The sequence below is a fragment of the Pseudomonas sp. NPDC089741 genome (assembly GCF_044748825.1).
GTDB lineage: Bacteria > Pseudomonadota > Gammaproteobacteria > Pseudomonadales > Pseudomonadaceae > Aquipseudomonas > Aquipseudomonas helmanticensis.
Genome location: NZ_JBIVGT010000026.1, coordinates 12,826 through 35,979, shown reverse-complemented (window position 1 = coordinate 35,979; position 23,154 = coordinate 12,826). Strand labels below are relative to the sequence as shown.

At 57.7% G+C, this 23,154-nt stretch carries 28 protein-coding genes; 2 read left to right on the top strand and 26 right to left on the bottom strand.

Annotated elements, in window-relative coordinates:
* Nucleotides 1–56 precede the first annotated feature (56 nt).
* From ACIPZE_RS21255 to ACIPZE_RS21135, 25 genes are all read right to left on the bottom strand, one after another.
* Nucleotides 57–404 carry a phage tail tube protein gene (locus ACIPZE_RS21255; RefSeq protein ID WP_007908779.1) on the bottom strand — a complete coding sequence of 116 codons (348 nt, stop codon included), beginning with the start codon at nucleotides 402–404 and terminating at the stop codon, nucleotides 57–59.
* Between the two features lie 67 nt (nucleotides 405–471).
* The gene (locus ACIPZE_RS21250; RefSeq protein WP_283437485.1) at nucleotides 472–1,968 is read right to left on the bottom strand and encodes a phage tail sheath subtilisin-like domain-containing protein; all 1,497 of its coding nucleotides are present in this window, start codon (nucleotides 1,966–1,968) and stop codon (nucleotides 472–474) included.
* Nucleotides 1,968–2,150, bottom strand: coding sequence for a DUF2635 domain-containing protein (locus ACIPZE_RS21245; protein WP_129389937.1), 183 nt, complete (start codon nucleotides 2,148–2,150; stop codon nucleotides 1,968–1,970). Before ACIPZE_RS21245 ends, ACIPZE_RS21250 begins: the two co-directional genes overlap by 1 nt.
* Nucleotides 2,147–2,731: a hypothetical protein gene (locus ACIPZE_RS21240; protein WP_283437486.1), complete on the bottom strand. Its 585-nt coding sequence runs from the start codon at nucleotides 2,729–2,731 to the stop codon at nucleotides 2,147–2,149. The genes ACIPZE_RS21245 and ACIPZE_RS21240 overlap by 4 nt, the downstream gene beginning before the upstream one ends.
* 95 nt (nucleotides 2,732–2,826) lie before the next feature.
* A complete protein-coding gene (locus tag ACIPZE_RS21235) occupies nucleotides 2,827–3,795 on the bottom strand; it encodes a hypothetical protein (RefSeq protein WP_283437487.1) in 969 nt (322 codons plus the stop codon).
* A 90-nt stretch (nucleotides 3,796–3,885) separates the two neighbouring features.
* The gene (locus tag ACIPZE_RS21230) at nucleotides 3,886–4,242 is read right to left on the bottom strand and encodes a phage tail protein (protein WP_400775089.1); all 357 of its coding nucleotides are present in this window, start codon (nucleotides 4,240–4,242) and stop codon (nucleotides 3,886–3,888) included.
* Nucleotides 4,239–4,556 carry a hypothetical protein gene (locus tag ACIPZE_RS21225; RefSeq protein ID WP_283437489.1) on the bottom strand — a complete coding sequence of 106 codons (318 nt, stop codon included), beginning with the start codon at nucleotides 4,554–4,556 and terminating at the stop codon, nucleotides 4,239–4,241. Before ACIPZE_RS21225 ends, ACIPZE_RS21230 begins: the two co-directional genes overlap by 4 nt.
* Nucleotides 4,556–5,680 carry a hypothetical protein gene (locus tag ACIPZE_RS21220; protein ID WP_283437490.1) on the bottom strand — a complete coding sequence of 375 codons (1,125 nt, stop codon included), beginning with the start codon at nucleotides 5,678–5,680 and terminating at the stop codon, nucleotides 4,556–4,558. Before ACIPZE_RS21220 ends, ACIPZE_RS21225 begins: the two co-directional genes overlap by 1 nt.
* A gap of 86 nt (nucleotides 5,681–5,766) precedes the next feature.
* On the bottom strand, nucleotides 5,767–6,504 hold the full coding sequence (locus ACIPZE_RS21215) for a hypothetical protein (RefSeq protein WP_283437491.1): 738 nt from the start codon (nucleotides 6,502–6,504) through the stop codon (nucleotides 5,767–5,769).
* On the bottom strand, nucleotides 6,501–6,791 hold the full coding sequence (locus ACIPZE_RS21210; protein WP_283437492.1) for a hypothetical protein: 291 nt from the start codon (nucleotides 6,789–6,791) through the stop codon (nucleotides 6,501–6,503). Before ACIPZE_RS21210 ends, ACIPZE_RS21215 begins: the two co-directional genes overlap by 4 nt.
* Entirely contained in the window at nucleotides 6,788–10,306 is a 3,519-nt protein-coding gene (locus tag ACIPZE_RS21205; RefSeq protein ID WP_400775084.1) for a phage tail protein, read from the bottom strand. The genes ACIPZE_RS21210 and ACIPZE_RS21205 overlap by 4 nt, the downstream gene beginning before the upstream one ends.
* A 68-nt stretch (nucleotides 10,307–10,374) precedes the next feature.
* On the bottom strand, nucleotides 10,375–10,980 hold the full coding sequence (locus tag ACIPZE_RS21200; RefSeq protein ID WP_283437494.1) for a tail assembly protein: 606 nt from the start codon (nucleotides 10,978–10,980) through the stop codon (nucleotides 10,375–10,377).
* Nucleotides 10,981–11,009: 29 nt separating this feature from the next.
* The gene (locus ACIPZE_RS21195; RefSeq protein WP_283437495.1) at nucleotides 11,010–11,615 is read right to left on the bottom strand and encodes a tail assembly protein; all 606 of its coding nucleotides are present in this window, start codon (nucleotides 11,613–11,615) and stop codon (nucleotides 11,010–11,012) included.
* A 27-nt stretch (nucleotides 11,616–11,642) separates the two neighbouring features.
* A complete protein-coding gene (locus ACIPZE_RS21190; protein ID WP_283437496.1) occupies nucleotides 11,643–12,446 on the bottom strand; it encodes a C40 family peptidase in 804 nt (267 codons plus the stop codon).
* A 2-nt stretch (nucleotides 12,447–12,448) separates the two neighbouring features.
* A complete protein-coding gene (locus tag ACIPZE_RS21185) occupies nucleotides 12,449–13,132 on the bottom strand; it encodes a phage minor tail protein L (protein WP_283437497.1) in 684 nt (227 codons plus the stop codon).
* 66 nt (nucleotides 13,133–13,198) lie between these two features.
* The gene (locus ACIPZE_RS21180) at nucleotides 13,199–13,537 is read right to left on the bottom strand and encodes a phage tail protein (RefSeq protein WP_400775079.1); all 339 of its coding nucleotides are present in this window, start codon (nucleotides 13,535–13,537) and stop codon (nucleotides 13,199–13,201) included.
* 37 nt (nucleotides 13,538–13,574) lie between these two features.
* Nucleotides 13,575–14,801 carry a phage tail tape measure protein gene (locus tag ACIPZE_RS21175; protein WP_400775077.1) on the bottom strand — a complete coding sequence of 409 codons (1,227 nt, stop codon included), beginning with the start codon at nucleotides 14,799–14,801 and terminating at the stop codon, nucleotides 13,575–13,577.
* A gap of 56 nt (nucleotides 14,802–14,857) precedes the next feature.
* The gene (locus tag ACIPZE_RS21170; protein ID WP_283437499.1) at nucleotides 14,858–15,112 is read right to left on the bottom strand and encodes a hypothetical protein; all 255 of its coding nucleotides are present in this window, start codon (nucleotides 15,110–15,112) and stop codon (nucleotides 14,858–14,860) included.
* 29 nt (nucleotides 15,113–15,141) lie between these two features.
* Nucleotides 15,142–15,492 carry a phage tail assembly chaperone family protein, TAC gene (locus tag ACIPZE_RS21165; protein ID WP_283437500.1) on the bottom strand — a complete coding sequence of 117 codons (351 nt, stop codon included), beginning with the start codon at nucleotides 15,490–15,492 and terminating at the stop codon, nucleotides 15,142–15,144.
* A gap of 8 nt (nucleotides 15,493–15,500) precedes the next feature.
* On the bottom strand, nucleotides 15,501–15,992 hold the full coding sequence (locus ACIPZE_RS21160; RefSeq protein ID WP_283437501.1) for a phage tail tube protein: 492 nt from the start codon (nucleotides 15,990–15,992) through the stop codon (nucleotides 15,501–15,503).
* A gap of 92 nt (nucleotides 15,993–16,084) precedes the next feature.
* The gene (locus ACIPZE_RS21155; protein ID WP_283437502.1) at nucleotides 16,085–16,276 is read right to left on the bottom strand and encodes a hypothetical protein; all 192 of its coding nucleotides are present in this window, start codon (nucleotides 16,274–16,276) and stop codon (nucleotides 16,085–16,087) included.
* A 24-nt stretch (nucleotides 16,277–16,300) separates the two neighbouring features.
* Nucleotides 16,301–16,648, bottom strand: a complete 348-nt coding sequence (locus tag ACIPZE_RS21150) for a phage holin family protein (RefSeq protein WP_283437503.1) — start codon at nucleotides 16,646–16,648, stop codon at nucleotides 16,301–16,303.
* 140 nt (nucleotides 16,649–16,788) lie between these two features.
* Nucleotides 16,789–17,211: a tail fiber assembly protein gene (locus ACIPZE_RS21145; RefSeq protein WP_283437504.1), complete on the bottom strand. Its 423-nt coding sequence runs from the start codon at nucleotides 17,209–17,211 to the stop codon at nucleotides 16,789–16,791.
* A 48-nt stretch (nucleotides 17,212–17,259) separates the two neighbouring features.
* Nucleotides 17,260–17,664 carry a tail fiber assembly protein gene (locus ACIPZE_RS21140; protein WP_283437505.1) on the bottom strand — a complete coding sequence of 135 codons (405 nt, stop codon included), beginning with the start codon at nucleotides 17,662–17,664 and terminating at the stop codon, nucleotides 17,260–17,262.
* 517 nt (nucleotides 17,665–18,181) lie between these two features.
* Nucleotides 18,182–18,916 carry an XRE family transcriptional regulator gene (locus ACIPZE_RS21135; protein ID WP_283437506.1) on the bottom strand — a complete coding sequence of 245 codons (735 nt, stop codon included), beginning with the start codon at nucleotides 18,914–18,916 and terminating at the stop codon, nucleotides 18,182–18,184.
* Nucleotides 18,917–19,126: 210 nt separating this feature from the next.
* On the opposite strand from ACIPZE_RS21135, the gene mutS reads away from it, so the two are divergent.
* Nucleotides 19,127–21,709, top strand: coding sequence for a DNA mismatch repair protein MutS (gene mutS, locus ACIPZE_RS21130; RefSeq protein ID WP_283437507.1), 2,583 nt, complete (start codon nucleotides 19,127–19,129; stop codon nucleotides 21,707–21,709).
* A gap of 163 nt (nucleotides 21,710–21,872) precedes the next feature.
* Nucleotides 21,873–22,196, top strand: a complete 324-nt coding sequence (gene fdxA, locus ACIPZE_RS21125) for a ferredoxin FdxA (RefSeq protein WP_064393166.1) — start codon at nucleotides 21,873–21,875, stop codon at nucleotides 22,194–22,196.
* Nucleotides 22,197–22,737: 541 nt separating this feature from the next.
* Here the strand turns inward: fdxA and ACIPZE_RS21120 are convergent.
* Nucleotides 22,738–23,154: sigma factor-like helix-turn-helix DNA-binding protein (locus tag ACIPZE_RS21120; RefSeq protein WP_400775071.1), on the bottom strand; the 417-nt coding region annotated here is incomplete at its 5' end.

The following is a 23,154-nucleotide window of genomic DNA, read 5'->3' as shown; positions in this document are numbered from 1 at the left end:
ATCGGTCAGCGGCGCGCCGTGAGCTTCGCTCGCAACCTGAAGCTTCACGGCGCCGCTCATTGCCAGGTCCCCTTGATGCCTTCGAATTTCAGTTCGATGGTGGCGTCATCGCCCTTGGAGACTGGCTCTTCAACCAGATAGGCGCCGGCCAGCACGTAGACTTTGCCGTTGCTGAATTCGCAGGTGACGGTGATGTCGGTGCCTTCGATCAGCTTCTTCAGCGGGAAGTCGGCGGTGTGCAGCGCAGTCACTTTGAACGACGGTGCGATATCGGTTTCCTTGTAGAAACCCGGCACGACGGTTTCGCGTTTGACGGCCATCAGCGGGGCTTCGCAGCCGCCATTGATAGTCAGTTGTGCGCCGTCGACCTTGACGTAGCAGGTGCCTGCAATCAGTTGACCCATGGTGTTACTCCCTTGAATAAAAAAGCCCACGCGAGGTGGGCTGAATGCTGGTGGTCAAACGCGCTGATCAAGCCGCGTCGTCGTACTGCAGACGGAATTGGTTGAGCAGTGCGAACACGCGCAGACCGTTGATGTAATCCGGCGGGAACAGCACGTTGACGCGGCTCGGATCCTGCACGTCGCGCTCGACGATCAGGTGCTCGGCGAACAGCTCGGCATTCTCCACGTGGCCTTCCAGTTCGAGCTTGGCGTACTGGGCGATCAGCTCACCACGGATGGTCGCCGGGGTGACGATCGGCTGGCCGGCGCCGAAGCGGGTGCCGTCGGACGCCAGTTTGTGCCGGCCGTATTTGCTGGTGATCACGCTTTGCAGACGGCGCACGATGAACGCCGACTGGTGCATGGTTTCGCTGTCCAGGTAGGAGTTGTCGGCCTGCCCGTAAGCGTTTTTCTGGTAGGTGGTAATCGAGCGCTGGATACGCACGTAACCGCCTTCGTAGTAGGCGGTGGCGATGCCGTAGTTGAGCAGCGACTGACGCTCGGTCAGGGTGAAGCGCTCGCTCGCCGGCGCCGGATCAACGCCCGGCAGGCTGCCGCTTTGGGTCGGACGGCTGGCGTCGGCGGAGATGAACACGGCGGTGCGTGCAGCCAGTGCGGCAGCCTGTACCCAGAACGGTTGCGGTACGCCCGGTTCCAGCGCCTGAATGGTCATGTGCTGGTCGTTGCGTGCCTGGCCGGCAGCAACCAGAGTACCGACGGTGCCGCGCTTGGCGCTGTAGACGTGACCGAACAGTTGCTTGGCCCACGACCAACGACCGGTGCTGTCATCCATGACGGCTTGCCAGGTGTTGAGGGTCGACAGATCGGACCATGGCAGTGCGATGAATTCGAACGGTTCATCACCCAGTGCGGCGATCGCTTCAACCTGATCCGGCACACCGGCGCCGCCGGTCATGGCGGTGATTGCAGCAGTCAGGCCGGCCGGGGTTTCTTCGCCGTTGCTCTTGCCCAGGCGATTGAATTGCAGGCTGATGTCGTTGCCGCTGTCGCCAGTCCATTTGGCGTTCAGGGTGACCACACCTTCGGCAGCGGCAGCGCTGACCGGCAGGTCGGCCGTGGCGTTGATTTTCTGCGCCAGTGCGGTGGCGGCTTGGGCTGCGGTGCCACCGTTGACCACGGTGGCTTGCACACGCACGCCACCGACGTAGAGATTGAGCAGACCGGCCTGGGTCGCGGTGCCGGTGAGGGTCAACACGCCTTTGGCGACGGCGCCTTCAGCGTTGTGCAGCGGCAGGCACCAGATCTCGCCGATCGGGTCGGCCTTGCGGAAGGTCTCGTACATCGAGGCGAGCATCGAGCCTTGGCCGCCGATGCTTTTCGCCAGCGCAACGCTGGACACCAACACCAGTTTGCCGACTTCAGTCGGTGCGATGTTGTCGTTGACCTGAGCCACGATCAAACGGCGCATGGTCGAACTCGCGCTATTGGCGGCCGAGTTGTCCATTTCGGCATAGAACAGCGGTACACGAATGTCCGCGGGGATGTTGCTGAATCCGATCGCCATTATTTGGCTCCCTGTGGTTTAGCCGCTTTTGCGGTTTTGATTGTGATATCGCCGTCGGCCAGACGTCGGCGCCACCAGGCGCTGTCCAGCACTTCACGGCCTTCGAGGGGCAGCAGATCGCCGGCCTCCGGGTCAGGTACGGCGCGGCCGGCGGCCGGCAATACGGTGATGCGATTGCTCATGGGGTTACGTCTCCAGAGAAAGTCATTTCCACGCGCCCATCGGGGCCCGGGCGTTTCAGGTTGGGATCGGCCGGGTCGATCGCATCGACCCGCACGGTGGCCCCGGTAAAGGACGACAAACCGTCCAGTTCGCGTTCGTGCCAACTCTCCGCAGGCTGACTTGGCAGATTGCGGCCGAGCTGGAACTCGGCAAAAAAGCGCAGCCGATAGAAAGCCCGGCTGCTGTTGATCGAGACCAGCTCGCCGCCGTCATAAGCGATGGCGCTGTAGTCTTTGTCCGGCTTGAACCCAACCAATGCGCGCCACAACTCGGCACGCAGGTCATGCAACAGATCCAGCGCTTTTGTAGCGTCGCTGGCGTCAAGCGCCAGGACGATTTCGAAGCGGTCGCGGATCGGTTGGGTGGTGAGGTTTTGTGAGGTGCTGTTGTTGGCTGCATCGGCCAGCGATGTGATGCTGGCGCACGGAATTTGTAGCGCCGCATCGGCTTGCAGTGCAGCGACGTCAATGCCCACGGTGATTCGATTGCCCAGCGTCGGGCACTGAGCACGCAATTGCGTGACCAGAGGGGTCATTTTCATGAGGAAGTACCGAGTGGGGGCGGTCGCAGGTCAGCGCCTGTACTCAACCCGATTTAACGAGGAACCCCAGCCGCAGTTTTCAGTCTGGGTTTTGCTTAGAACCACCGGCCGATGGCGAAGCAGTCAAAGGAGACTATTAGCTCGTCTCCTTGTACGAACTGACCAAGGCTGAAAGCGCAGATGCTGGCAAAACCGAGCCCTCTGCTATAGGCGCTGACGCTGGTTACCGCCCTAGTCACACCCAATACTCCAACCAGATTCCCAATGACAAATCCCAGCGTCACGAAGGGCATCGGATAAGACCAGTTGAAGCCCATGTTGGACGGGTTGTTAAACACTGCGCCGCCCTTGTTGCTGAGGGTGCAAATCAACGTGCCGTCGGCAAACTTGACGTATTCACCGTTGGCATTGGCGCCGCGCTCAATGACGGCTCCGGTTGGAACGCCTTTGTCCTGGCTGACCGTTCCGACCAACGCGGCAACGGCAGCACTGCCCAGTCCGAGGCCCGACCGAGCGGTTGCCGGGGAGTTTCCACCCGTGCCACCTCGTGCTACCGGTACAACAGCGTCCGTTGCCACAGCACCGAGTCCAAGCGCCAAGCGCGCCGAGGCGGCATCCGTCGCGCCGGTTCCGCCACGTACGATGGGCACAATGGTGTCGGTTGCGACTGCACCCAGGCCAAGGCCCTGGCGAGCAGAAACAAGATCCGTTCCTCCGGTGCCACCATTTCGCACCGGCAGGACATCGAAACCACTCGCGTCACCCAGTGCTGCCAGCTTCGGGCCGTACTGAACGTTAAGGTTGTTGAATGCATCGGCCAGTGCCTTGGGATAGCCCTGCACGGGCATGATCGAATAGGCCGCAGCGTTGGCCGTCGTTCCCTGGTAAACCGGGGTGATCGACAACATCGCCGGACTGGCGATATTGCTCACTTCATATTGTCGTCCATCCGGTCCGACGAAGGCGTCGCCCACCCGGACGTTAGTCACGAAATCAACGTTGAGGCCAATGACCGCGGGCGAATTGTTGGTGACATTGACCGTACCTGTTCTAAGCCATGGCATGGTGCAGTCCTTTTTTAAGCGAAAAAAAACCGCACTCGGCGGTATGAGGTGTTTAAGACGATTTCAATCAGGTAGCTATCAGAAAGCCAGTCAGCCCGGCGGCAAGGCCGGGTCACCCACTATCATCGGAACATCGGGCTGGACAGGCCACTCTGGCGTCACGGGCCAGGCAGCTTGTGTGATCACTTTGCCCAAGCTGTACTTGTAGGCTTTCCACTGTTTCAGGTTGCCAAGCAGTGCTTGCTGTTCCGCCTTATCTTCAGTCGTCGCCTCCCCCAGATCGATGCCGTAACCGAGGGTGTCGATCCGATCCTGAATACGAGCGACCTGTGCTGCTGCCACCTCGTTTTTGCTCTTGAGCAGTGCTTGAGCTTCGGTCAATCGTGCTGCGGCAGCCGCTGTCTCTTTCATGGCTTTGGTGATCAATTGCGACCAGTCGATATTCATACTTCAACCACCTCTTGCGGCAAAGGCTGTGGCAATGCCACGTCACCGTCAGGAATATCGATCAGGTCGGCAGGAAACGCTTGCGCCTGACTGTAATCGGCCGGGATCGGCAGCAACAGGTGAAGGGTCAAATGGCCGTTCTCGTGGAAAACGTCACCCACGAACCATTCAGAGTCGATTGCGGCTCGCGGTAGCGTGTCGCCGTCGGACAACCGCGAAAAATCGAACGTTTCGCCGTTCACCGTGATCAGCGCGCCCGACTTGTGCAGCGTCAGAGCATCCTCTCTGCGTTGCGGAGACAGAACAATGTTCATCAATACCACCTGCCTATTGCGATCAAATTGATTTGCGCAGCCGAGGCTGCGTTCGTTGTAGCGATGGCGCGCCAGGCGCCCCAGTTGGCGATCGACGGGGGGATCCAGGCGCTGGCCATGACGCAATCGACGTTTACCCTGCCAATCGCTGCGGACGTCACGGTAGGTATCGACGCGAATGCTGAAGGATAGGCACCCGGCGCATACGCATCACTACCGAACAATGCGCCCACCGCGTAGGTACCCGTCGAGTTGGTGGCAATCACCTTCCAGCAGACAAGTGTGCCATCGGCGAATTTGGTGTACTCACCATTGGCATTGGCCCCCCGCTCGATAATGGCTCCGGTAGGCACACCGGCTCCCGAAACGACGCCGAGAATGTTGTTCTGTCGGTAAACCATGCGCCATGCGCCGAAGGCGCCGGTACCGTACTGATCACGCTCCCAACTGCGCTTGGTGCCGCCGGCAGCAATGCCATCGACTTCGTGCCAGACCTGATGCACTGGTTGGCCAACAAGCTTGATGGTGTCCATCAGGCCATAATTTGAATTGGGCGGCTTCACCCCGGTGCTGGTATTGATGACAAAACAACGACCTGCAGGAACAGACGCCACGTCATCGATATTTCCAGCGTAGACCGGGGTGTCACCGCCGATGCCGAACGCTCCGACTTGCATGACGCGCCCGGCAGTCGTATCGCTGAGAGTGGTTTGAAGGGTGGCTGAAGCGGCACTGCCCAGCTCCAGAGCAGCGCGAGCTGCGGCGGGCGTTGTGCTACTGGTTCCCCCTCTGGAAACTGGCAGTACATCGAAATTGGCGGTTGCGCCAAGCCCCGCAAGCTTCGCTCCATACTGATTGACGATGGTGCGCAATTGATCCGCAGAATCCTTGACGTAGCCTTGCATGGGCGCCAGCGTATACGGCCCGCTCGCGGAGCTGCTGCGGTATTCCGGTGCAATGGATAGCGCCGTGTCGCTGGCAATATTAATGACTTCGTACCATCCCCCATCGGGGCCTCGAAAAGCATCACCTACACGGCTGTTGGCAATGAACGCAGTGCCGCTACCGGTGACGGTGGTTGAATTCTGGACGACAGTGACTGTTCCAGTTTTATACCAGGGCATATGTACTCCAGGATTGTTAGAAAATTGCAGAACGCGGCAACGACCGGACAAAAGACATACGTGTCCGCCTATCAAGCAAGGGACTGCTATTCTTTGATAATCGGAATGGCCGGCATCGAATAGTAGATAGCTTGGGGAATCCCCGGATAATTCGTAGTGAAGCCGGTACGTGAATCGAGCATCAATCTGGGTTCGCCATTGGCAGCGAACCCCCATCGAATATAAGTGATCGCGTTGACTGTCACGCCATTGACTGCCACTTGCCCCAGCTCGACATCAAGCGCCATTCCGACAGCCAGATAGGTATTCGAGCTGGTGATCCATGAAGCGGGACGATAGATATCCATGCGTGCAGCACCCGCGATCGGCTGTCCGGAGACCAGTATCCAATCCTGGGGAGAGCCCCCCAACTCTCTTTCAAAGACAGGAGGGCGAAGCAGAGAATCAAACACGACTTCCCCGCGTTCATTACGCACGCGCATTCCATAACCGCTGACGGAACGAAGGTTATAGGCATAAACGCGTATGGCAATGTTCTGGGATGTATGTCCGCCGTTACCAATAAAGGTCAATACCGCTCCGGTCCAATTTCCCGGCCCGCCCAGATACTGGACGCTGTCATAGAACAGCGCAGGATTGTCCCATGCCCTGACAGCCAGAATGGGCGGAGCTGCCGAGGTCACCGGATATGGAAAGGCCAACTGATACACGGCACTCGTACTGACCGCTATGTTTTGCTCCAGCAAAATTCCAAGATTATGGAACTTGCTGTCGATAATGGTCGCGCCGCCAGCATTACGCACAAGCAGTCCAAAATTACTCATGATTTCGCTACCACATAGAGTGTTCCGGCGGTGTGGTAAGCATTGCTCCACCACCCGTAGAATCCCCACTCGACATAGCCATCGCGCATAAATGCCCACACCGGACGCTTATTGACCTCGTTGCCGACCACATAGGCAGTTGCATTGTTTGAGTTGAAACCAGGCAAAGCAAAAGTTCCAGAATCGGCAAACTTTACGGGCATCGAGTGAATGACTCTCAGTGCCCGATCAGTCACATCAATGGATATTCTTCCCTGCGCGTCGAACGTTCTAAATCCGAATGTCATGTTGAGAGCATCCCCATTTCAACCCGAACCGTGCCGGCCTGATCCACCACCGTCCATCGTCCGCCCTTGTCCAGCGTCCAGATGGGAGTGCCATTGTTGGCTAATGCCGTGGATTGGATGACATTGCCAATTTTTGCGTTTGTGATCGTGCCGTCCTGGATGAAAGCGGAATTGATGAACGTCTGATTACCAGCGACCGTGAACGGTGAAGTCGGCGTGCCTTTGGCCAGGTTTAACAACATGAAGGTGTCCGCACGCACGACGAACTGCGATGAAACACCGGATGGATCAACCTGAAGACCTAGGCCGAACGACGCCGCATATTTCTGGCCACCTGCAGTCGTGTCCATTTTCACCGACCACAAAGTCGACAACTTACCGCTGGTATCCGCCAGTGCAGTTGCGGTCTCCCTCACGGTCGCACTGTTTTGCCCGACCTGTGCGGTCAACTGGTCAATTTTCGAGGCTGTCGCAGCGTTAGTGGTTGTCACCGCTTTTTCGAGCGAAGTGACAATTGCCGTGTTCAGATCAGTGGTGACCTCAACGGTTGAAAGACGCTGCGCCGTGGCCTCATTCTGCGACGCCCTGACACTGCTTTCGACGGCGATGGCCGCCGTACTGGTCCACCCTTTGAGCGCATCTGCCAACTCGCCTTCACCGTTATCATCTCGCGATGCGGCGCGCAGCGCCTGGAATGCAGCAGCCTGAGCCGTCAGTGCGCCATCGATCTTATTGATATCAGCGGTGTTGGTCCCGACCTGCTGAACCAGTCCAGTGGCAGTCTCGACCGTTTGCCCTACATCGACCCAATACTCGGCGTTCGGCGGTGGCAGATTGACGGGGACCAGCGCCTTGGCCTGATACAAGCGATCGCCCTGACGGACGACGGCATATTTCGCATATGTCCTCGTCGGATCATAGCTTTCATCCAGGGCATCAACCCGACTTTGCAAACCGGGAATTTTCTCGATTTCACCGAGCAGATCTTTCCCCAGTTCGGTCTGCGAGATCTTGCCCGCGAGCATGTCGAGAATCGGTCCAGCCTCCGAACTGGCTTGCCCCAGCACCCCGTTGCCAGTCGGATACCACGGCCCGATATTGCCCGTACGATCGACCAGCCTCGCCCAGAAGAAGAACGACGAACCGGCCAACAGGCTCTGCATCGTGTAATCACTTTGCGGATACGCCAGGTCGGCCAGCTTGGTAGCGGCTTCAAGATTTGCCGTTGGCCCGTACCAGATTTCGGTTCGCTGCGTGTCTTCAGCGCCCGCCGGAAACTCCCACTTCAGGCCGATACCGAACAGCAGGCTGTCAGCCTTGAGGAACGTCACTGAAGGCGGTGGCGTGGTTTTCCCGGAGAGTTGCGTTTCCACCGAAGTCGCATAGATCGAACCGATGTCCAGCGCGTTGATGGCTCGCACTTTGGCCACGTAACGCCCGGCATAAATGCCGCGTACCTCCATCGACGAACCGCCGGTTCGACCGGCATACACCCATTCACTGTCGTTCTTGCGCCAGTAAACTTCATATGCAATGGCGTTGGCCGGGCGCGCCCACTCGATGGTCATCACACCGACTGCACTGCCCTGATCGACGAAGTGGTTATTGCTGATCGTGACTGAAGTCGGCGGCGCCTGAACGCCTGGCGGTATGACCGTGACAGGGGGGCGCTCGATGCGGGAGCCGTTGTCGATTGCGCCGTACTTGCTCGGCACATGTTTGACGGCGCTGATGCTGTACTTGATTTCAGTGTCGGTGAAGTCTTCAGCAATCGACAACACGCGAAATTGCTGTGCAGCCAGAGAAACGGAATCAATGGCCCACATCGACTGCGCCGGCGGCAACTCGCTCAAAGGCTGAGTAAGGACCACACGCTGCGCCTCGCCACTGATACTCACTGACTTGATCACACGTGATACGGCTTTGCCGGTCGGCATGACCAAGGTGAGAGTATCGCCAGCTTCGGCGGTCACGTGGGCATCCAGGGTCAGCGTATCGAGTGTTGCACCACGCAGGCGACCACCAATCCGTCGGCCGGCACGGTCGTTGTCAGCCACACGGATAATTTGCCCCGGACGCGCCAGCGTCCCGTCCAGACCGACCGAGAAAGTGACACTTTCAGTTTCCAGGCGATTGGTCAGCAGTGCCCACTTACCAATGCGTTGGGCCTGGGCCTGAGACGTACAACCGGTCGCAGTGATCTCCGTCTGCTGTACACCATAGCGAGCGATACCATCAGCATCATCGACGTACTGAACCTTCTGCCGGTAGAAGTCCGTCGGATCATTCCAACTGACCAGCGCCACGGTGAACCGGGTCTTTTTCGCCGACCCGCCATAGACGAACTTGCCATCAATGACGTTGCCGTTGGAGTAGGTGTACACCGGGTCTTCCGGCATGTCGGCCACTGCCATGACCGAGCCCGCCCCCCAATACGACATGCCACGAAACGTGGTCGCCAGATCCTGCAAAACCTTCAGGGCATCGGCACGCACCGACAAATACAGGTTGCAGGTGAAGCGCGGTTCAGTCCCGCCCTTGCCGTCGGAGACTGGCTGGTCGCAATACTGACCGATGCGGTACAGCTCCCATTTATCCACCTGACCGGCATTGAGCAAATGGCCCAGGCCATAACGCGGATGCAGCAGCAAATCGTAGTAAATCCACGCCGGGTTGTCGGTCCAGGCCGATTTGAACGTACCGTCCCAAATGCCGCTGTACGTGCGGCTCTGCGGATCGTAGTTGCCGGGCACCCGGATGATTCGTCCGAGCAATTCAAACGAACGTGAAGGAATCGACTGAAACTGCGAAGCATCAAATTGCAAACCGATGATCGCCGAGCCGGGATAGCGCAACTTGGCGTCGATCACCTCAGTACTCGATTCGACACTGGTGGTGTCGGCAATGGCGCCGCTGGTGGAATTGGGGGTCAACCGGCGTACTCGCACGGTCCAGCCACTTTTGGCCGCAGGCAGATCGATACGGTGCGATCGCTCGTACTTGGTGGTGGTTTTGCCACTGAACGCAGACGTCAGCACTTCGACGAAGGCACCGCCATCGGTGGCCAGATCGATCGCGTATTTGACTGTATAACCGTTAGTGTCGCCGTTGCTGGTGTTGGTCTGCGCCAGTCGCGCCACCGCCAGACGAATCCGCACAGCCGACAATTGCAGGTTGGTAAAGGCCTTGGTCCACGGTTGATCACTACGCAACTCGACCGCTGCGACCGTCTCGTTTTCCACTGCGGGAAAACCGGGGATATGTGCCTGATCCTGGCTACCGGTACGAACATCCAGCGTGACGCCATTGAAGTTCAGGCTACCGTCGTCGTTGGCCAGCGGTGTTTCATCCAGAAACACTGAGCGGGCGTCGTTTTTCAGACCGACAATCTCGCCTTCGCTGACGAGATCGAGGATACGAGCGTAAGCCGTGCTTTGCAGGCTGTCTGGCGCCTCCACGGAGGGGCGCGGCTTGGCGCCGCCACCTTTGCTGCCAGCGAGAATGAGGTCAGTCATGGCTTTCCTTCAGGCGAAATAAAACCCGCACAGGGCGGGTTGGGTGGACGTCAATAAAAGATCGAACGCTAGAGTTGATCCTGCGCGTAGATACCTGCGCTGATCACGGAACTGCCGACGACCAACTGGCCATACAACAGACCTACCGGATTACCTTGGGCGCTGGTGTTGACCGGGCCGTTGAAGCTGTAGCTGGCGCGATGGGCGGGGCTGTCCTGAGCCCCCAGGCCTTTAGCTTGGGGGGACAGCATTTGCAAAACACCACCGATCACCATCGCGGTTCCCATTTGATACAGAAAAGGTGAAGCACCGGCGAATGGCGTAAACGACAGTACGAATGCGGCAGCGATCATCACACTGCCGACAATGGTTTGAAGTGATCCCGCGCGCTTTGATCCTGCAATGACCGGCACAATTCGCAGCACCTCTTTGCCGGTAGGCTTACCCAGTTCATCTTGCGAAAGATTTTCCCGACCATTGAACAGCGCAAACCGAAGCCCTTTGCCAGCGCTTTCGTTCATGTATCTTTCGAAACCGGAGAACTGCTTGAAGTAACCCATGACATCCCGAAACCCGCCGGAAGTTGTCACACGATGCTTGCGCCCAAACAATCGCGCCAGGGATCCGGATAACAGGACCGTCTGAATTTTTTGTTGATCTGTTTGCATTGCCATAGATTTCTCCGGCAGTAAAAAGCCGCTCGCTACAGTTGATCCTGCGCGTAGATCCCGGCACTGATCACTGCGCTGCCGACAATGGCCTGGCCGTAAAGCAGGCCCACCGGGTTGCCTTGAGCACTGGTATTGGTGGGGCCGTTGAAACTGTAGCTGGCTCGATTGGCAGGGCCGTCCTGGGCGCCCAGGCCTTTGGCTTGTGGAGAAAGCATCTGCATGACGCCCCCAATCACCATGGATATGCCTACAGACCCCACTGCTCCCCAGGTACCACCAGCGGCAATACCAGCAAAACCACCGGTGAAAAATGTTGCTGCGGCGATCAATACGACACCGACAACCGTCTGCAATGAGCCCGCTCGCTTGCTGCCAATAACCATCGGTGCAATACGAATATCAAGTGCGCCACTCGGCACTTTGAGCCGGTCCTGGCCAATGTTGTCGCGGCCCAGGAAAATCGAGTACGTAAGCCCCCGGTCCCGGGACTCCATCAGAAAGCGCTCGAACCCCGGAACCAGAATGCACAAGGCATGAATGGCTTCCGCGGCGTTGTTCACAGCCAGCCGGTGCACGCGACCAAAACTGGCACCCAAGGTGCCGTAAAGGCGAATAGTCCTAAGTTTTTGCTGATGCATTTCACAGCTCCAGGAGAAGACCTCCAGTCAGGTTTCAGTCATTGAGTCAGGGGGCTGATGATGAGAAATTTTCGATTGATGCCGCCAACAGCTCACCGTCACTTCTGCCCAATATCCGCCATAGGTATCGCGCCGGCTGTCTCGCCCATAAAGGTGATGCAGGATTGAACCGGGCGCGGGGAAGTGATCAGGCTCAGTCTTGAGTACGCCATCTTCAAGATAAATGGCGGCATGGTTGGGCACCGGCGAACGAATCTGCATCAGCACGATATCGCCCTGCTGCAATTGGCTGACCTGTTCAAAACCCGCGGCGGGCAGGTTCTCCAGATAGAGATTTGCGCCTTTGTCCCACCAGCCGTCCTCGCGGTCGTAGTCACCGAGTTCGATACCCATTTCTCGTCGGTAATAGTCGAGAATGATGCTCAGGCAATCATGTACCCCGTGGACGAATGCGCGCCCAATCAAGGGCGCCAGATATCCACTGGGTGTGATGGTGACCAGTTCACCCTTGCAAACCCGTCCCGCATCATCCTTGCGCACTTCGAGAATGTGCCAAGGCAACCCAGAGGCCTCACAAGAAACCCGGTCTGCCTCGCTGGCCGTCGCCGGATAATCCGGATGACTGTGAACGACGGCGAGGATCTCGCCGCACTCCTCGGCCGCCGCGTAGTCTTGTGGTGCCAGACGAAAGTGTTCACTGGGCGTCGTCGCAGTATTGCGGCACGGCACATAACGCTGTTTGCGTCCCTCGCGAATCAGCAAACCGCAGCATTCGTCGGGATACTGCGCGATGGCATGACGCTCGATGGCGGCCAGTGTGGTCTTGTTCATGATCAGCTCCGAATCAGACCCGCCGCCGGAAACGAGCCATATGGCAGTGGATTGTTTTCGCCAAAACGCAGCTTGCAACTGCTCAGGCGTCCTCCGCACTTGTCCCTGGCCGCGTCGCTGACGATTACGTCATTGGCGTCCGCCACGGGGCCGCCGTTGTAGCCGCAGTACGGACCGCGATAACCACCACAACTGAGCCACCAGCAGACATTGGCAACGATTTGCCGACGCGGAAGTTGTACGCCGTTGAAGTCCAGTGCACTGGCGAGTTCGAACTTCACCACTTCACTGTCTTCACTGACCTTGCGCTCGATAAACCAGACATCTGGCGGCAGTTCTTCTTCGGGATCGGCTTCAGGCTGACCATCGAGGTACTTGCCCAACGTGCGATGACGGATCAGCCGCGCCCCGACCAGATCATCGAAATACAACACCAGAGCAGTGATGAAACCACCGACGTTACCAACCGAAAGCGATGGAGTCGGTTGTGTGCCCTGCCCGGTCATCTCAAAGCCTTCGGCCTGAATGGGCCAGGGTGAATACTCCAGGCCTTGCCAGAAAATCGAGGCCTGCTGTGGATAACCATGGAAGCGATATAACTCGGCTCCGAGGCTGGTCGCATCGAGCTCAAACAGCTCGACCCAGGCACCCGGTTCCAGCGCCTGGATATCTGCAGTAATGGACATTTAAATCTCCGGGCAAAGAAAACCCCGCGCAAGGCAGGGTGGTTTTGGCGTCAGGCGTATCCCGGTTTACGGGTGAAATGCCTGCTCGAAGGTGGCTACCAAGGTATAGAGACCTGCGCCCATCGGAGTCGGTTGATAACCTTTGCAGCGATAGAGGGCAGGCTCGCTCAACGGTGCCGTCCAGTAAAAAGGCACGGCTCCGGCGTGACGATCAAGAAACTGCACAATGGATCTGATCCGCACCTCGTCACCGACGAAGGTCAGCGGCCAGGATTGTGTTTTGTTGTTGATGCCGTCTTCGGCCACTTGTTGATAGCCATCACCAAACTTCGCCGATTTGAGGCGAAACTCGACATTGCCGACGGGCTCTACTTTTGGAAGCCAGCTGAATGTTTCCGTGCTCATGTTTCCTCCGGGCGTGAGTGGTTGCAGCCGCTGATCGTCAGCGGCCGTTGATGGCGGACCAGATCTGCCCACCCGGTTTAAGGTCACGAGCAATCTGTTCGGCGGCACCCAGTTTGGCGGCACCGGCGTAGGCCTTGGCGACGGTTTGCGAGTTCATGTCGCCTGCTACGCTCCCCCCCGAACTGTCACCTACATTGATGGTTTGCTGGATGACTACTTGATGGTTGCTGTTACCGCCCAATGCGCCACCCTGCACCTGCACGCCGAGGGAGCCATCGGAACCTCGACTGAGCGGCATGATGGCTTCTGCTCCGGCTTCGCCAAACATGGCCATCGGCGCCAGGATCGGCCCCGTGGCAACGCCGTTTGTAAAGGCACCACCCTTGGCGAATCCGGTGTATCTGAAATCCGACCCAAGCGATAAAGCCGGGTTGAATAGGGTGGTGTCCGCCCCTACTCTGGCGGTCGTTACCCCAGGTGCGCTACCACCACCAAACAGCGACGTCGCCGCCGTTCCGACCAGACCGAACAACGAACTCAGACCTTTGGACATCGCTGTCTGAGCCGCCAGTTTGGCCATGTCTCCAAGCACTGATTTGGCAAAATCGGAAAACGAAAACTTGCCTGTCAGCGCAAATGTCGAAACCGCATCGCCCATGGTGTTGAACGCATTGGTAAACACTGCCTTGGATTTGGCTGCAACATTGTTGGAGCTGGTCAGGTAATCATCCCAGGCCGAAGTGGCCCCGTTGATCCAGTTACCCTGAGCCTCGGTCATCGCCTCGTAGTTGCTTTGAACCTGAAGAGTCATCTGCTCGTGTTCGGTTTTCAACTCGCCGAGCTTCGCGCTGTAATCGGCACCTTCCTGAGGCGCAATGCCTCCCGCCGTGGGCGTGTCCAGCGCCTTGCGTGCCAACGCATATTTCTGGTCGATGTCATTCAACGCTTTCGCACGCTCACTTTCCCGCGACCCAATTCCGAGCTGCGCGGCAGCAAGAGCACCATTACTGCGCAACTTGTCGAAATCGTCTGAATAGTTGGTTCGCTTGCTGGCTTGTTCTTGAACATCGACGTAGGTGGCGACATTGGCTTGGGCAATCGAACTGGCCGATGCATGTAACGTCACACCAATTTTTTTCGCTGCATCCTCGATCTGCTTTTGCATTTGGCGCAGCTTTTGTTCAGTAATTCGTGACGCCTGAGTCCAGGCTTGTTCAAGGCCGTCCAGGTTCGGCGTCAAACCCGCTGAGGAAGTAACTGCCATGTGCATTTCTCCGGGCTATAAAAAAACCCGCCGAAACGGGTCATGTAGTTGTCTGCCTATCGCCATTGCTCAATCGCGAGCTCAAGGGATAACCCTTGACGCTGCTCATGCGGCATGAAGTCCAGCAGTTCCGCCAGGCCGCCGCCCAGTCGGTGGGTCTGTAGCGCAACCATCGCGCTACTCGCCTCCAGCCGCCTGCCGGTATGTAGCGAACCATATCTATCGATATAGCGACCCCAAGCCAGAGCTTCATGATAGGTCATGCGCTCCTTGGCTTCGGCAATCGTCCGGCCGCCGACTCCGTTCAGCACCAACTCGTGCCAGAACTCATCGGCGGCGGTCAGTTTTTTGTTGAATGCCCACCGGTGCCATTCACCTCATTGACTGCGTTGAGCAATAAGAACCCTAAAGACGGTTCAAGGTTGTAGGCGTCATCAAAGGACAGCGCTTCCGAACCATCCGCGCCTAACGAAACCGACGCGGCGATGTAACTCGCGTTGCGGCTTTGCTCGTTCTCGCCTTGAGCGAACAGACGCTCGATGACACCGAACGATTGGCGGCGGACATGCAGAACGAACGTATCGGTTATTTCCTTGCCCGACTCGCCATCATAGTGAGTCCAGCTCACCTCTTTCCTGATCGGCTGCCCATCGACAATGCCGCCCTTGGCTTTCAGTTGTTTGAGGTTCATGGCGTCTCTCAGGCTTTCTTGATCCAGGCGGAACCGCCGGTACGCTGAATAGTGACAGTGGTAGTGACCACGGTATTGAGGGCGAAGTTGAACGGGAAGTCCGACACATAACCGTCGAAGGCGAACCAGGTACGGGTGGCTGGCAATTCGAAGTCATTGCCCTGAGCATTCACCGTTGGCGCTACACCTTTGCCGTCCGACCAGCCCACAACCCATTTGATGCCGGTATCACCGTCGGCTTCCGACAATTGATGCAGACGGATATGGCTAGCGTTGGTCGGGTCGGCGTTGAGGCCGAGGCTGGCGGTACCGGGTGTGCGCAGACCTTTTTTATAGGTGCGCTCTTCAGCGTTGAGACTGGTGTCTTCAATCTGTTCTGCAGGGGCACCGCCCGGATCGAACGAAGTGGCGTGTTCGATTTCCAGTACGGTGTAAGGGCCGGTGCCTGCGGCTGGCGGAACAAGGGCGAAAATTTGAGTACCTTGGGTAAGAATCGACATCTGGCGTTCTCCATTGAACAAAAAAACCCGCAATAGCGGGGTTGAGGGTATTACTCGGATGGACCTGTCTCGGCGTTGCGAGCGGCGTTCAGTCAGGGTGCAGGTGTACCGTCCAGGTAGGACGGTGCGTTGGGATCCGGCTCTCGACTCTTGATCAAATCGACCAGTGCCTGGTTGCTTTGCGCCAACAATCGAATGGAGGCACTCAATGCCGTCTGACTGTCGGACTGGATTTGCAGCGCCGCAACCAATTGATTGATTGCGGCCAGATCTTCGTCATTCATATTCAGCGTTTCTCTTTGCGGGAATCATGGATCGGTCGGCGAATCGCGCGGAGGAACTTCGCAAACGCCGATGCGCTTGGCGGCCCAGCGTTCGTACAGACCGATGGCGACGTCGGCCCCGGCCATCGCGGTGAGGCAGCCGAAGGCGCCGGCTGCCCAGATCGACATGCCGGCGGCATACAGCAGCATGATCGCCGACACGCCGCAGATCATGCAGGCGCCGGAGCGCAATGCCAGACGCCGTACCAGCGGCCAGCCACGGGCGCCCTCTTTGTCGGCGCGCCACATTTCGCCGGACACCCCGCCGACAACGGCAAGGAGGATGACCAGCCAGATCGGCATGTCCGCCAACGCTTGTTGCTCGTTTGTCATGTCACGCCTCCTGGTGTGATGGATGAATGGTGTGTGTTGGGTTCAATCGGTTTCTCTTGAGGTAGGCATTCCGAAAAGCCCGGCGCTGTGGCCGGGCTTTTCAGTAATGCGCTCCCACAGACAAGCTTTGAAAGTGGCGATCAGAAGGGCGCGGCCGGCCAGTTGATGGTTGGAAATGTGTTCTGGTTTTTTACATCGCCGACAGCGATGAAGTACTGCTTGTAGGCTACCAATGTCGCTTCATCAGCCGCAGTGGCGATACCGAGATCCAACTTGTATTGCAAAGGGTTGAATTTCAGCCAGCGTGTTGCGTCGTCCAACCGAAGTTCTATGCGACCGCTCGTAAACAATTGCTGCTCCTGGACCGTCGTTTCAGCAAATTCATTTCCGGAAGGCCCCCACACCAGTTTCATTCCCGGTTGAACGGTTTCGTTACCGGTGACATCGCGCCATGAAGCAGTTGGTTCTCCTCCCGGTACGGCTGGCGCCTCGCCATCAATGTCCACCAGTTGTAGAACCACGGTGTAACCCATGGCCGTAATTGTGAGTGCATAACGATTCATCAAATTTCCTTTTGGCTAATTCTTGAACGAAGTGGCTTGGTGTGTTTGTCAGTACGGCGCTACCGGCCAGACGATGTTTGCCGGGTAACCCGGTTGCTTATCAATGTCGCTGACGTCAATGCAATACTGCTTGTGAGTCAGCAAACGAGCCTGGTCTTCCGTTGTCGCGATACCGAGATCAACTTTGAACTGAAGCGAGTTGAGCAGTAGCCAGTTGGCGGCGACATTCAGCAATTGCCATTTCTGTTGTTCGGCTTCGTTACGCAAGTCTTCATCTGTTGGGGGTGTGAATGTCCAGACTCCGTTGAAGGCCGCTCCCCAACCAACGCGTATTTCTGTATTTCCGGTGACATCTACCCAAGCGGACGTGGGCGAAGCAGGTGCATCCGGACTGACGTTGCTTTCTTTCAACTGAACGACCTTGCTGTATTCAACCAGTGCATAGAGATTCATTTGATACTCCTGAATGTGTTGTCATTTGAGGTGGGCGGTTGTGAAGCAGTAAGACAGGCATTCCAAAAAGCCCGGTGAGGCACCGGGCTTTTCAGTAATGCACTCCTTCGCCTTCCTTCAAATCCTGTGTTCAAGAAGGAAGCTGACTTTTCGGCGCTACTGGCGCGGTACGAGTCCATTCAGATTGTTTTTCCGACCGCGGTCCCTGCCCGCCGGATAACTGCTTCTGGTGCTTTACGCTGCACACCCGGGTCAGTTGCCAACCCTCTGAACCGTTGAGGCCGGTTCATCGCTGCCTGTTCTTGTGGAACTAAAGAGCTTTCGTTTCCAGCCGCTTTGTCGAGCGGCTTGGTGGCAAGGATATGCATGGATGCATATACAGTCAATGCGTAAATGCATTTATTTATGCACAAGAAATGCGCAAACGCATGAAAGCCCCAGTATGCAAGGGCCTGGCGATTTGCTGGAGGCGAAAAAAAACCCGCCGAAGGGCGGGTTTTATCTGAAGGAGGTCTGGTTAGCGGGCGTACATGCCCCACCAGAAGACGTGACCAAGGATGACGATCTGTTCTTCCTGGATTTCCTGGAAGCTGTAGTCCTCGTCCGGATGTTCATCGCGGTTGAAGCTGCGCAAACGAATGCCGGTCGGCAGGCGATAGAGTTGCTTCACGCGCAGCTGGCCATTGTGATTGATCGCATAGAGGTCGCCATCGATGATGTCGCCGATGCCGCACTTGCCTGCGTTGACGCCGACGGTGGCGCCATCACGCAACACCGGCAACATGCTGTTGCCGCGCACTGTCACGCATTTGGCCTGGTCGAACTGCACACCATTATGGCGCAGGCTGCGCTTGCCGAAGCGCAGGCTAGAGCGCTCGCTCTCTTCAATGACGAATCTTCCTGATCCTGCTGCCAATTCAACCTCGCGAAGAAACGGCACCGATACCTCGTCGTCATCGACAGGGGTATCGTCGTCCCACAGCATTATGTCCTTGAGTTCCGCGTGCACGTCATCGCGCGTGACAGCAGCCGAAGACGCGACATCCGCGCGGCCGCGCAATTGATCGGTGCTCACGGCGAAGTATTCGGCGATCTTCGAAATGTGTTTATCCGAAGGATCGACGATCTTCCCGCTGAGAATTCGCGAGAGCGTGGATTGCGGCACGCCGGTACGACGGTGAAGCTCCGTGGGGGAGATCCCGTGTTGATCGAGCAATGCTCTTAAGACGGTAGATACGTTGCGTTTTTGCATAACGCGCATAGTGCTTGAAGTTTTTTATTAAGACAAATGCTGATTTGCATATTTTGTGCATAACCAGCGTTTTTGATGCAGAAAGCTGTCACCCAGCCCTCGCACCTGCGTCCTGTGGACTGCCCATGGTAATCTTGCGCCCATCGCGGAAAAGCCCGGCCAACGCCACGCTTTTGCCCCACACATTTCAACGAGTTTCCTGACAATCCGATGAATAAAGCCGTCTCCGACCTGTCCTCCCACACCCCGATGATGCAGCAGTACTGGCGCCTGAAGAACCAGCACCCGGATCAGCTGATGTTCTACCGCATGGGCGACTTCTACGAGATCTTCTACGAAGACGCGAAGAAGGCGGCCAAGTTGCTCGACATCACGTTGACGGCGCGTGGGCAGTCGGCGGGGCAGGCGATTCCGATGTGCGGGATTCCTTATCACGCGGCGGAAGGCTATCTGGCGAAACTGGTCAAGCTTGGCGAGTCCGTGGTGATTTGCGAGCAGGTTGGTGACCCAGCCACCAGCAAGGGCCCGGTTGATCGTCAGGTGGTGCGCATCCTCACGCCGGGTACGGTCAGTGATGAGGCGCTGCTCGATGAGCGCCGCGACAACCTGATCGCCGCGTTGCTGGGTGACGAGCGTCTGTTCGGCCTGGCCGTGCTGGACATCACCAGCGGCAACTTCAGCGTGTCGGAAATCAAAGGCTGGGAAAATCTGCTGGCGGAACTGGAGCGGATCAACCCGGTCGAGTTGCTGATCCCGGATGACTGGCCACGAGACCTGCCGGCGGAAAAACGCCGTGGCGTCAGTCGTCGCGCACCGTGGGATTTCGAGCGTGATTCGGCACTGAAGAGCCTCTGCCAGCAATTCTCCACTCAAGACCTCAAAGGTTTCGGCTGCGAGAACCTGACCCTGGCCATCGGCGCTGCCGGTTGCCTGCTGGCTTACGCCAAGGAAACCCAGCGCACCGCCCTGCCGCATTTGCGCAGCCTGCGCCATGAACGTCTCGACGACACCGTGGTGCTCGACGGCGCGAGCCGCCGCAACCTGGAACTCGACACCAACCTGGCCGGTGGCCGCGACAACACGCTGCAATCGGTGGTCGACCGCTGCCAGACCGCCATGGGCAGCCGTTTGCTGACCCGTTGGCTGAACCGGCCGTTGCGCGATCTGACCGTGCTGCTGGCGCGCCAGACCTCGATCACTTGCCTGCTCGACCGCTACCGCTTCGAAAAACTGCAACCGCAGCTCAAGGAAATCGGCGACATCGAGCGGATTCTGGCGCGTATCGGTCTGCGTAATGCTCGTCCTCGTGACCTGGCGCGCCTGCGTGATGCGCTCGGCGCCCTGCCTGAGCTGCAAGTGGCGATGACCGATCTGGAAGCGCCGCACCTGCAAGGTTTGGCGACAATCACCAGCACTTATCCGGAACTGGCGGCGCTGTTGGAAAAAGCCATCATCGACAACCCGCCAGCGGTGATCCGTGACGGCGGCGTGTTGAAAACCGGCTATGACAGCGAACTCGACGAGCTGCAATCGCTGAGCGAAAACGCCGGCCAGTTCCTCATCGATCTCGAAGCCCGCGAGAAGGCCCGCACCGGCCTGAGCCACCTGAAAGTCGGTTACAACCGCATTCACGGCTACTTCATCGAGTTGCCGAGCAAGCAGGCCGAGTCAGCGCCGGCAGACTACATCCGTCGGCAAACCCTCAAAGGCGCCGAGCGTTTCATCACCCCGGAACTGAAAGAGTTCGAAGACAAGGCGCTGTCGGCCAAGAGCCGCGCCCTCGCCCGCGAGAAGATGCTTTATGAAGCGCTGCTGGAAGATCTGATCAGCCAGTTGCCACCGTTGCAGGACACCGCCGGCGCGCTGGCCGAACTCGACGTGCTGAGCAACCTTGCCGAGCGCGCGCTGAACCTTGACCTGAACTGCCCGCGTTTCGTCAGCGAGCCGTGCATGCGCATTTCCCAGGGACGTCACCCGGTGGTCGAGCAAGTCCTCACCACGCCGTTCGTGGCCAACGATCTGAGCCTTGATGACAACACGCGCATGCTGGTGATCACCGGCCCGAACATGGGCGGTAAATCCACCTACATGCGCCAAACCGCGTTGATCGTGCTGCTGGCGCACATTGGCAGTTTCGTTCCGGCGGCCAGTTGCGAGTTGTCGCTGGTCGACCGCATCTTCACCCGGATCGGTTCCAGCGATGACTTGGCCGGTGGCCGTTCGACTTTCATGGTCGAAATGAGCGAGACCGCCAACATTCTGCACAACGCCACCGAGCGCAGTCTGGTGCTGATGGACGAAGTCGGCCGCGGCACCAGCACCTTCGACGGTCTGTCGCTGGCGTGGGCGGCGGCTGAACGTTTGGCTCAGTTACGCGCGTACACGCTGTTCGCTACTCACTACTTTGAACTGACCGTGTTGCCGGAAGCCGAGCCTCTGGTGGCCAACGTGCACCTCAATGCCACCGAGCACAACGAACGCATCGTGTTCCTGCATCACGTGCTGCCGGGGCCTGCCAGCCAGAGTTATGGCCTGGCGGTGGCACAACTGGCCGGCGTGCCGAGCGAAGTGATTGTGCGTGCCCGCGAGCACCTGAGTCGTCTGGAAGAAACCGCTTTGCCGCATGAAGCGCCGAAACCCGCTGCCAAGGGCAAACCGGCAACGCCGCAACAAAGTGACATGTTCGCCAGTCTGCCGCACCCGGTGCTCGATGAGCTGGCTAAACTGGATCTGGACGACCTGACGCCACGCCGTGCGCTCGAAATGCTCTATGCCCTGAAGAACCGGATATAAGCACTGAAGAAGCGGATATAACGCAAACGGCTTCAAGCTGTTAGAATCTCGCGCGGTTTGGGATGCTGCTGGCTAATAGCCTGGCCAGCAGATATCGCTCCCGAACCTGGCGACCCCAACCGTGAAGGGGCAACGCTGCCGCCGCCTGAGGAGAAAATTAGAAATGACCTTCGTCGTCACCGACAACTGCATCAAGTGCAAGTACACCGACTGCGTAGAAGTCTGTCCGGTGGACTGCTTTTACGAAGGCCCGAACTTCCTGGTGATTCACCCGGATGAGTGCATCGACTGCGCACTGTGCGAACCAGAATGCCCTGCTGTGGCCATTTTCTCCGAAGATGAAGTTCCAGAGGACATGCAGGAATTCATTCAACTGAACGTTGATCTTGCAGAAATCTGGCCGAACATCACCGAGAAGAAAGAATCGCTGCCGGATGCCGAAGAGTGGGATGGCGTCAAAGGCAAGATCAAAGACCTCGAACGCTGATCTGTCCCGCGCTCGATAAAAAGGCCCTTACGGGCCTTTTTGCTTTTCTGCAGGCAAAAAAAGGGGCGGTATGACCCGCCCACATTTTTTCCCTATTCCCTGTATTCCTTTTCATCGTCCTGATGAATCGCGTCCTGCGATGTCCGTTCCCCTCTTCCTTGAAGGGCGTGTCTGTCCGTCGACACAACCTGAATACTAGAGCTTTCCCTGGTGAGAGCAATCGGCACTCCGAGCCGAAAAGCGCCGTCATAAGCCCTTCACATTAAAAAATAGATATACGAATCAACAAGTTAAATACTTAGCTTGAGAACGATCACCGTCTGCCACAGTGTAAAAATAACGAACACTTACGAAACAGTAAGCCAAGGCTTACACCGCAAGGCTACAAACCCTCGCCATGTAGGAGCTGCCGAAGGCTGCGATCTTTTGATCTTAAAAGCAAGATCAACAGATCGCAGCCTTCGGCAGCTCCTACATGGAATACAGGCAACAAAAAGCCCCGAACCAGTCGGGGCTTTTTGCGGGCGGTCGTGTGAGGCGCTTACTGGAACAGCGACTCGCTCGACAGGCCATTCTTCTCGAGGATCTCGCGAAGGCGCTTGAGGCCTTCCACCTGGATCTGCCGCACCCGTTCCCGGGTCAGGCCGATCTCCAGGCCTACATCTTCCAGCGTACTGCTCTCGTGGCCGCGCAGACCAAAGCGGCGAATAACCACCTCGCGCTGCTTGTCGGTCAGCTCCGACAGCCACTGATCGATGCTCTGCGACAGGTCGTCATCCTGCAGCAGTTCGCATGGATCGGTAGGACGATCGTCGGTGAGAGTGTCCAGCAGGGTTTTATCCGAATCCGGACCCAGCGAGACGTCGACCGAAGAAACCCGTTCGTTCAGGCCAAGCATGCGCTTGACCTCACCCACCGGTTTTTCCAGCAGGTTGGCGATTTCTTCGGGTGAAGGTTC

Excerpts from the sequence above, each read along its gene's own strand:
- ACIPZE_RS21255 (WP_007908779.1), bottom strand. The coding sequence starts at position 404 with ATGGGTCAACTGATTGCAGGCACCTGCTACGTCAAGGTCGACGGCGCA.
- ACIPZE_RS21250 (WP_283437485.1), bottom strand. The coding sequence starts at position 1,968 with ATGGCGATCGGATTCAGCAACATCCCCGCGGACATTCGTGTACCGCTG.
- ACIPZE_RS21245 (WP_129389937.1), bottom strand. The coding sequence starts at position 2,150 with ATGAGCAATCGCATCACCGTATTGCCGGCCGCCGGCCGCGCCGTACCT.
- ACIPZE_RS21240 (WP_283437486.1), bottom strand. The coding sequence starts at position 2,731 with ATGAAAATGACCCCTCTGGTCACGCAATTGCGTGCTCAGTGCCCGACG.
- ACIPZE_RS21235 (WP_283437487.1), bottom strand. The coding sequence starts at position 3,795 with ATGCCATGGCTTAGAACAGGTACGGTCAATGTCACCAACAATTCGCCC.
- ACIPZE_RS21230 (WP_400775089.1), bottom strand. The coding sequence starts at position 4,242 with ATGAATATCGACTGGTCGCAATTGATCACCAAAGCCATGAAAGAGACA.
- ACIPZE_RS21225 (WP_283437489.1), bottom strand. The coding sequence starts at position 4,556 with ATGAACATTGTTCTGTCTCCGCAACGCAGAGAGGATGCTCTGACGCTG.
- ACIPZE_RS21220 (WP_283437490.1), bottom strand. The coding sequence starts at position 5,680 with ATGCCCTGGTATAAAACTGGAACAGTCACTGTCGTCCAGAATTCAACC.
- ACIPZE_RS21215 (WP_283437491.1), bottom strand. The coding sequence starts at position 6,504 with ATGAGTAATTTTGGACTGCTTGTGCGTAATGCTGGCGGCGCGACCATT.
- ACIPZE_RS21210 (WP_283437492.1), bottom strand. The coding sequence starts at position 6,791 with ATGACATTCGGATTTAGAACGTTCGACGCGCAGGGAAGAATATCCATT.
- ACIPZE_RS21205 (WP_400775084.1), bottom strand. The coding sequence starts at position 10,306 with ATGACTGACCTCATTCTCGCTGGCAGCAAAGGTGGCGGCGCCAAGCCG.
- ACIPZE_RS21200 (WP_283437494.1), bottom strand. The coding sequence starts at position 10,980 with ATGGCAATGCAAACAGATCAACAAAAAATTCAGACGGTCCTGTTATCC.
- ACIPZE_RS21195 (WP_283437495.1), bottom strand. The coding sequence starts at position 11,615 with ATGCATCAGCAAAAACTTAGGACTATTCGCCTTTACGGCACCTTGGGT.
- ACIPZE_RS21190 (WP_283437496.1), bottom strand. The coding sequence starts at position 12,446 with ATGAACAAGACCACACTGGCCGCCATCGAGCGTCATGCCATCGCGCAG.
- ACIPZE_RS21185 (WP_283437497.1), bottom strand. The coding sequence starts at position 13,132 with ATGTCCATTACTGCAGATATCCAGGCGCTGGAACCGGGTGCCTGGGTC.
- ACIPZE_RS21180 (WP_400775079.1), bottom strand. The coding sequence starts at position 13,537 with ATGAGCACGGAAACATTCAGCTGGCTTCCAAAAGTAGAGCCCGTCGGC.
- ACIPZE_RS21175 (WP_400775077.1), bottom strand. The coding sequence starts at position 14,801 with ATGGCAGTTACTTCCTCAGCGGGTTTGACGCCGAACCTGGACGGCCTT.
- ACIPZE_RS21165 (WP_283437500.1), bottom strand. The coding sequence starts at position 15,492 with ATGAACCTCAAACAACTGAAAGCCAAGGGCGGCATTGTCGATGGGCAG.
- ACIPZE_RS21160 (WP_283437501.1), bottom strand. The coding sequence starts at position 15,992 with ATGTCGATTCTTACCCAAGGTACTCAAATTTTCGCCCTTGTTCCGCCA.
- ACIPZE_RS21155 (WP_283437502.1), bottom strand. The coding sequence starts at position 16,276 with ATGAATGACGAAGATCTGGCCGCAATCAATCAATTGGTTGCGGCGCTG.
- ACIPZE_RS21150 (WP_283437503.1), bottom strand. The coding sequence starts at position 16,648 with ATGACAAACGAGCAACAAGCGTTGGCGGACATGCCGATCTGGCTGGTC.
- ACIPZE_RS21145 (WP_283437504.1), bottom strand. The coding sequence starts at position 17,211 with ATGAATCGTTATGCACTCACAATTACGGCCATGGGTTACACCGTGGTT.
- ACIPZE_RS21140 (WP_283437505.1), bottom strand. The coding sequence starts at position 17,664 with ATGAATCTCTATGCACTGGTTGAATACAGCAAGGTCGTTCAGTTGAAA.
- ACIPZE_RS21135 (WP_283437506.1), bottom strand. The coding sequence starts at position 18,916 with ATGCAAAAACGCAACGTATCTACCGTCTTAAGAGCATTGCTCGATCAA.
- mutS (WP_283437507.1), top strand. The coding sequence starts at position 19,127 with ATGAATAAAGCCGTCTCCGACCTGTCCTCCCACACCCCGATGATGCAG.
- fdxA (WP_064393166.1), top strand. The coding sequence starts at position 21,873 with ATGACCTTCGTCGTCACCGACAACTGCATCAAGTGCAAGTACACCGAC.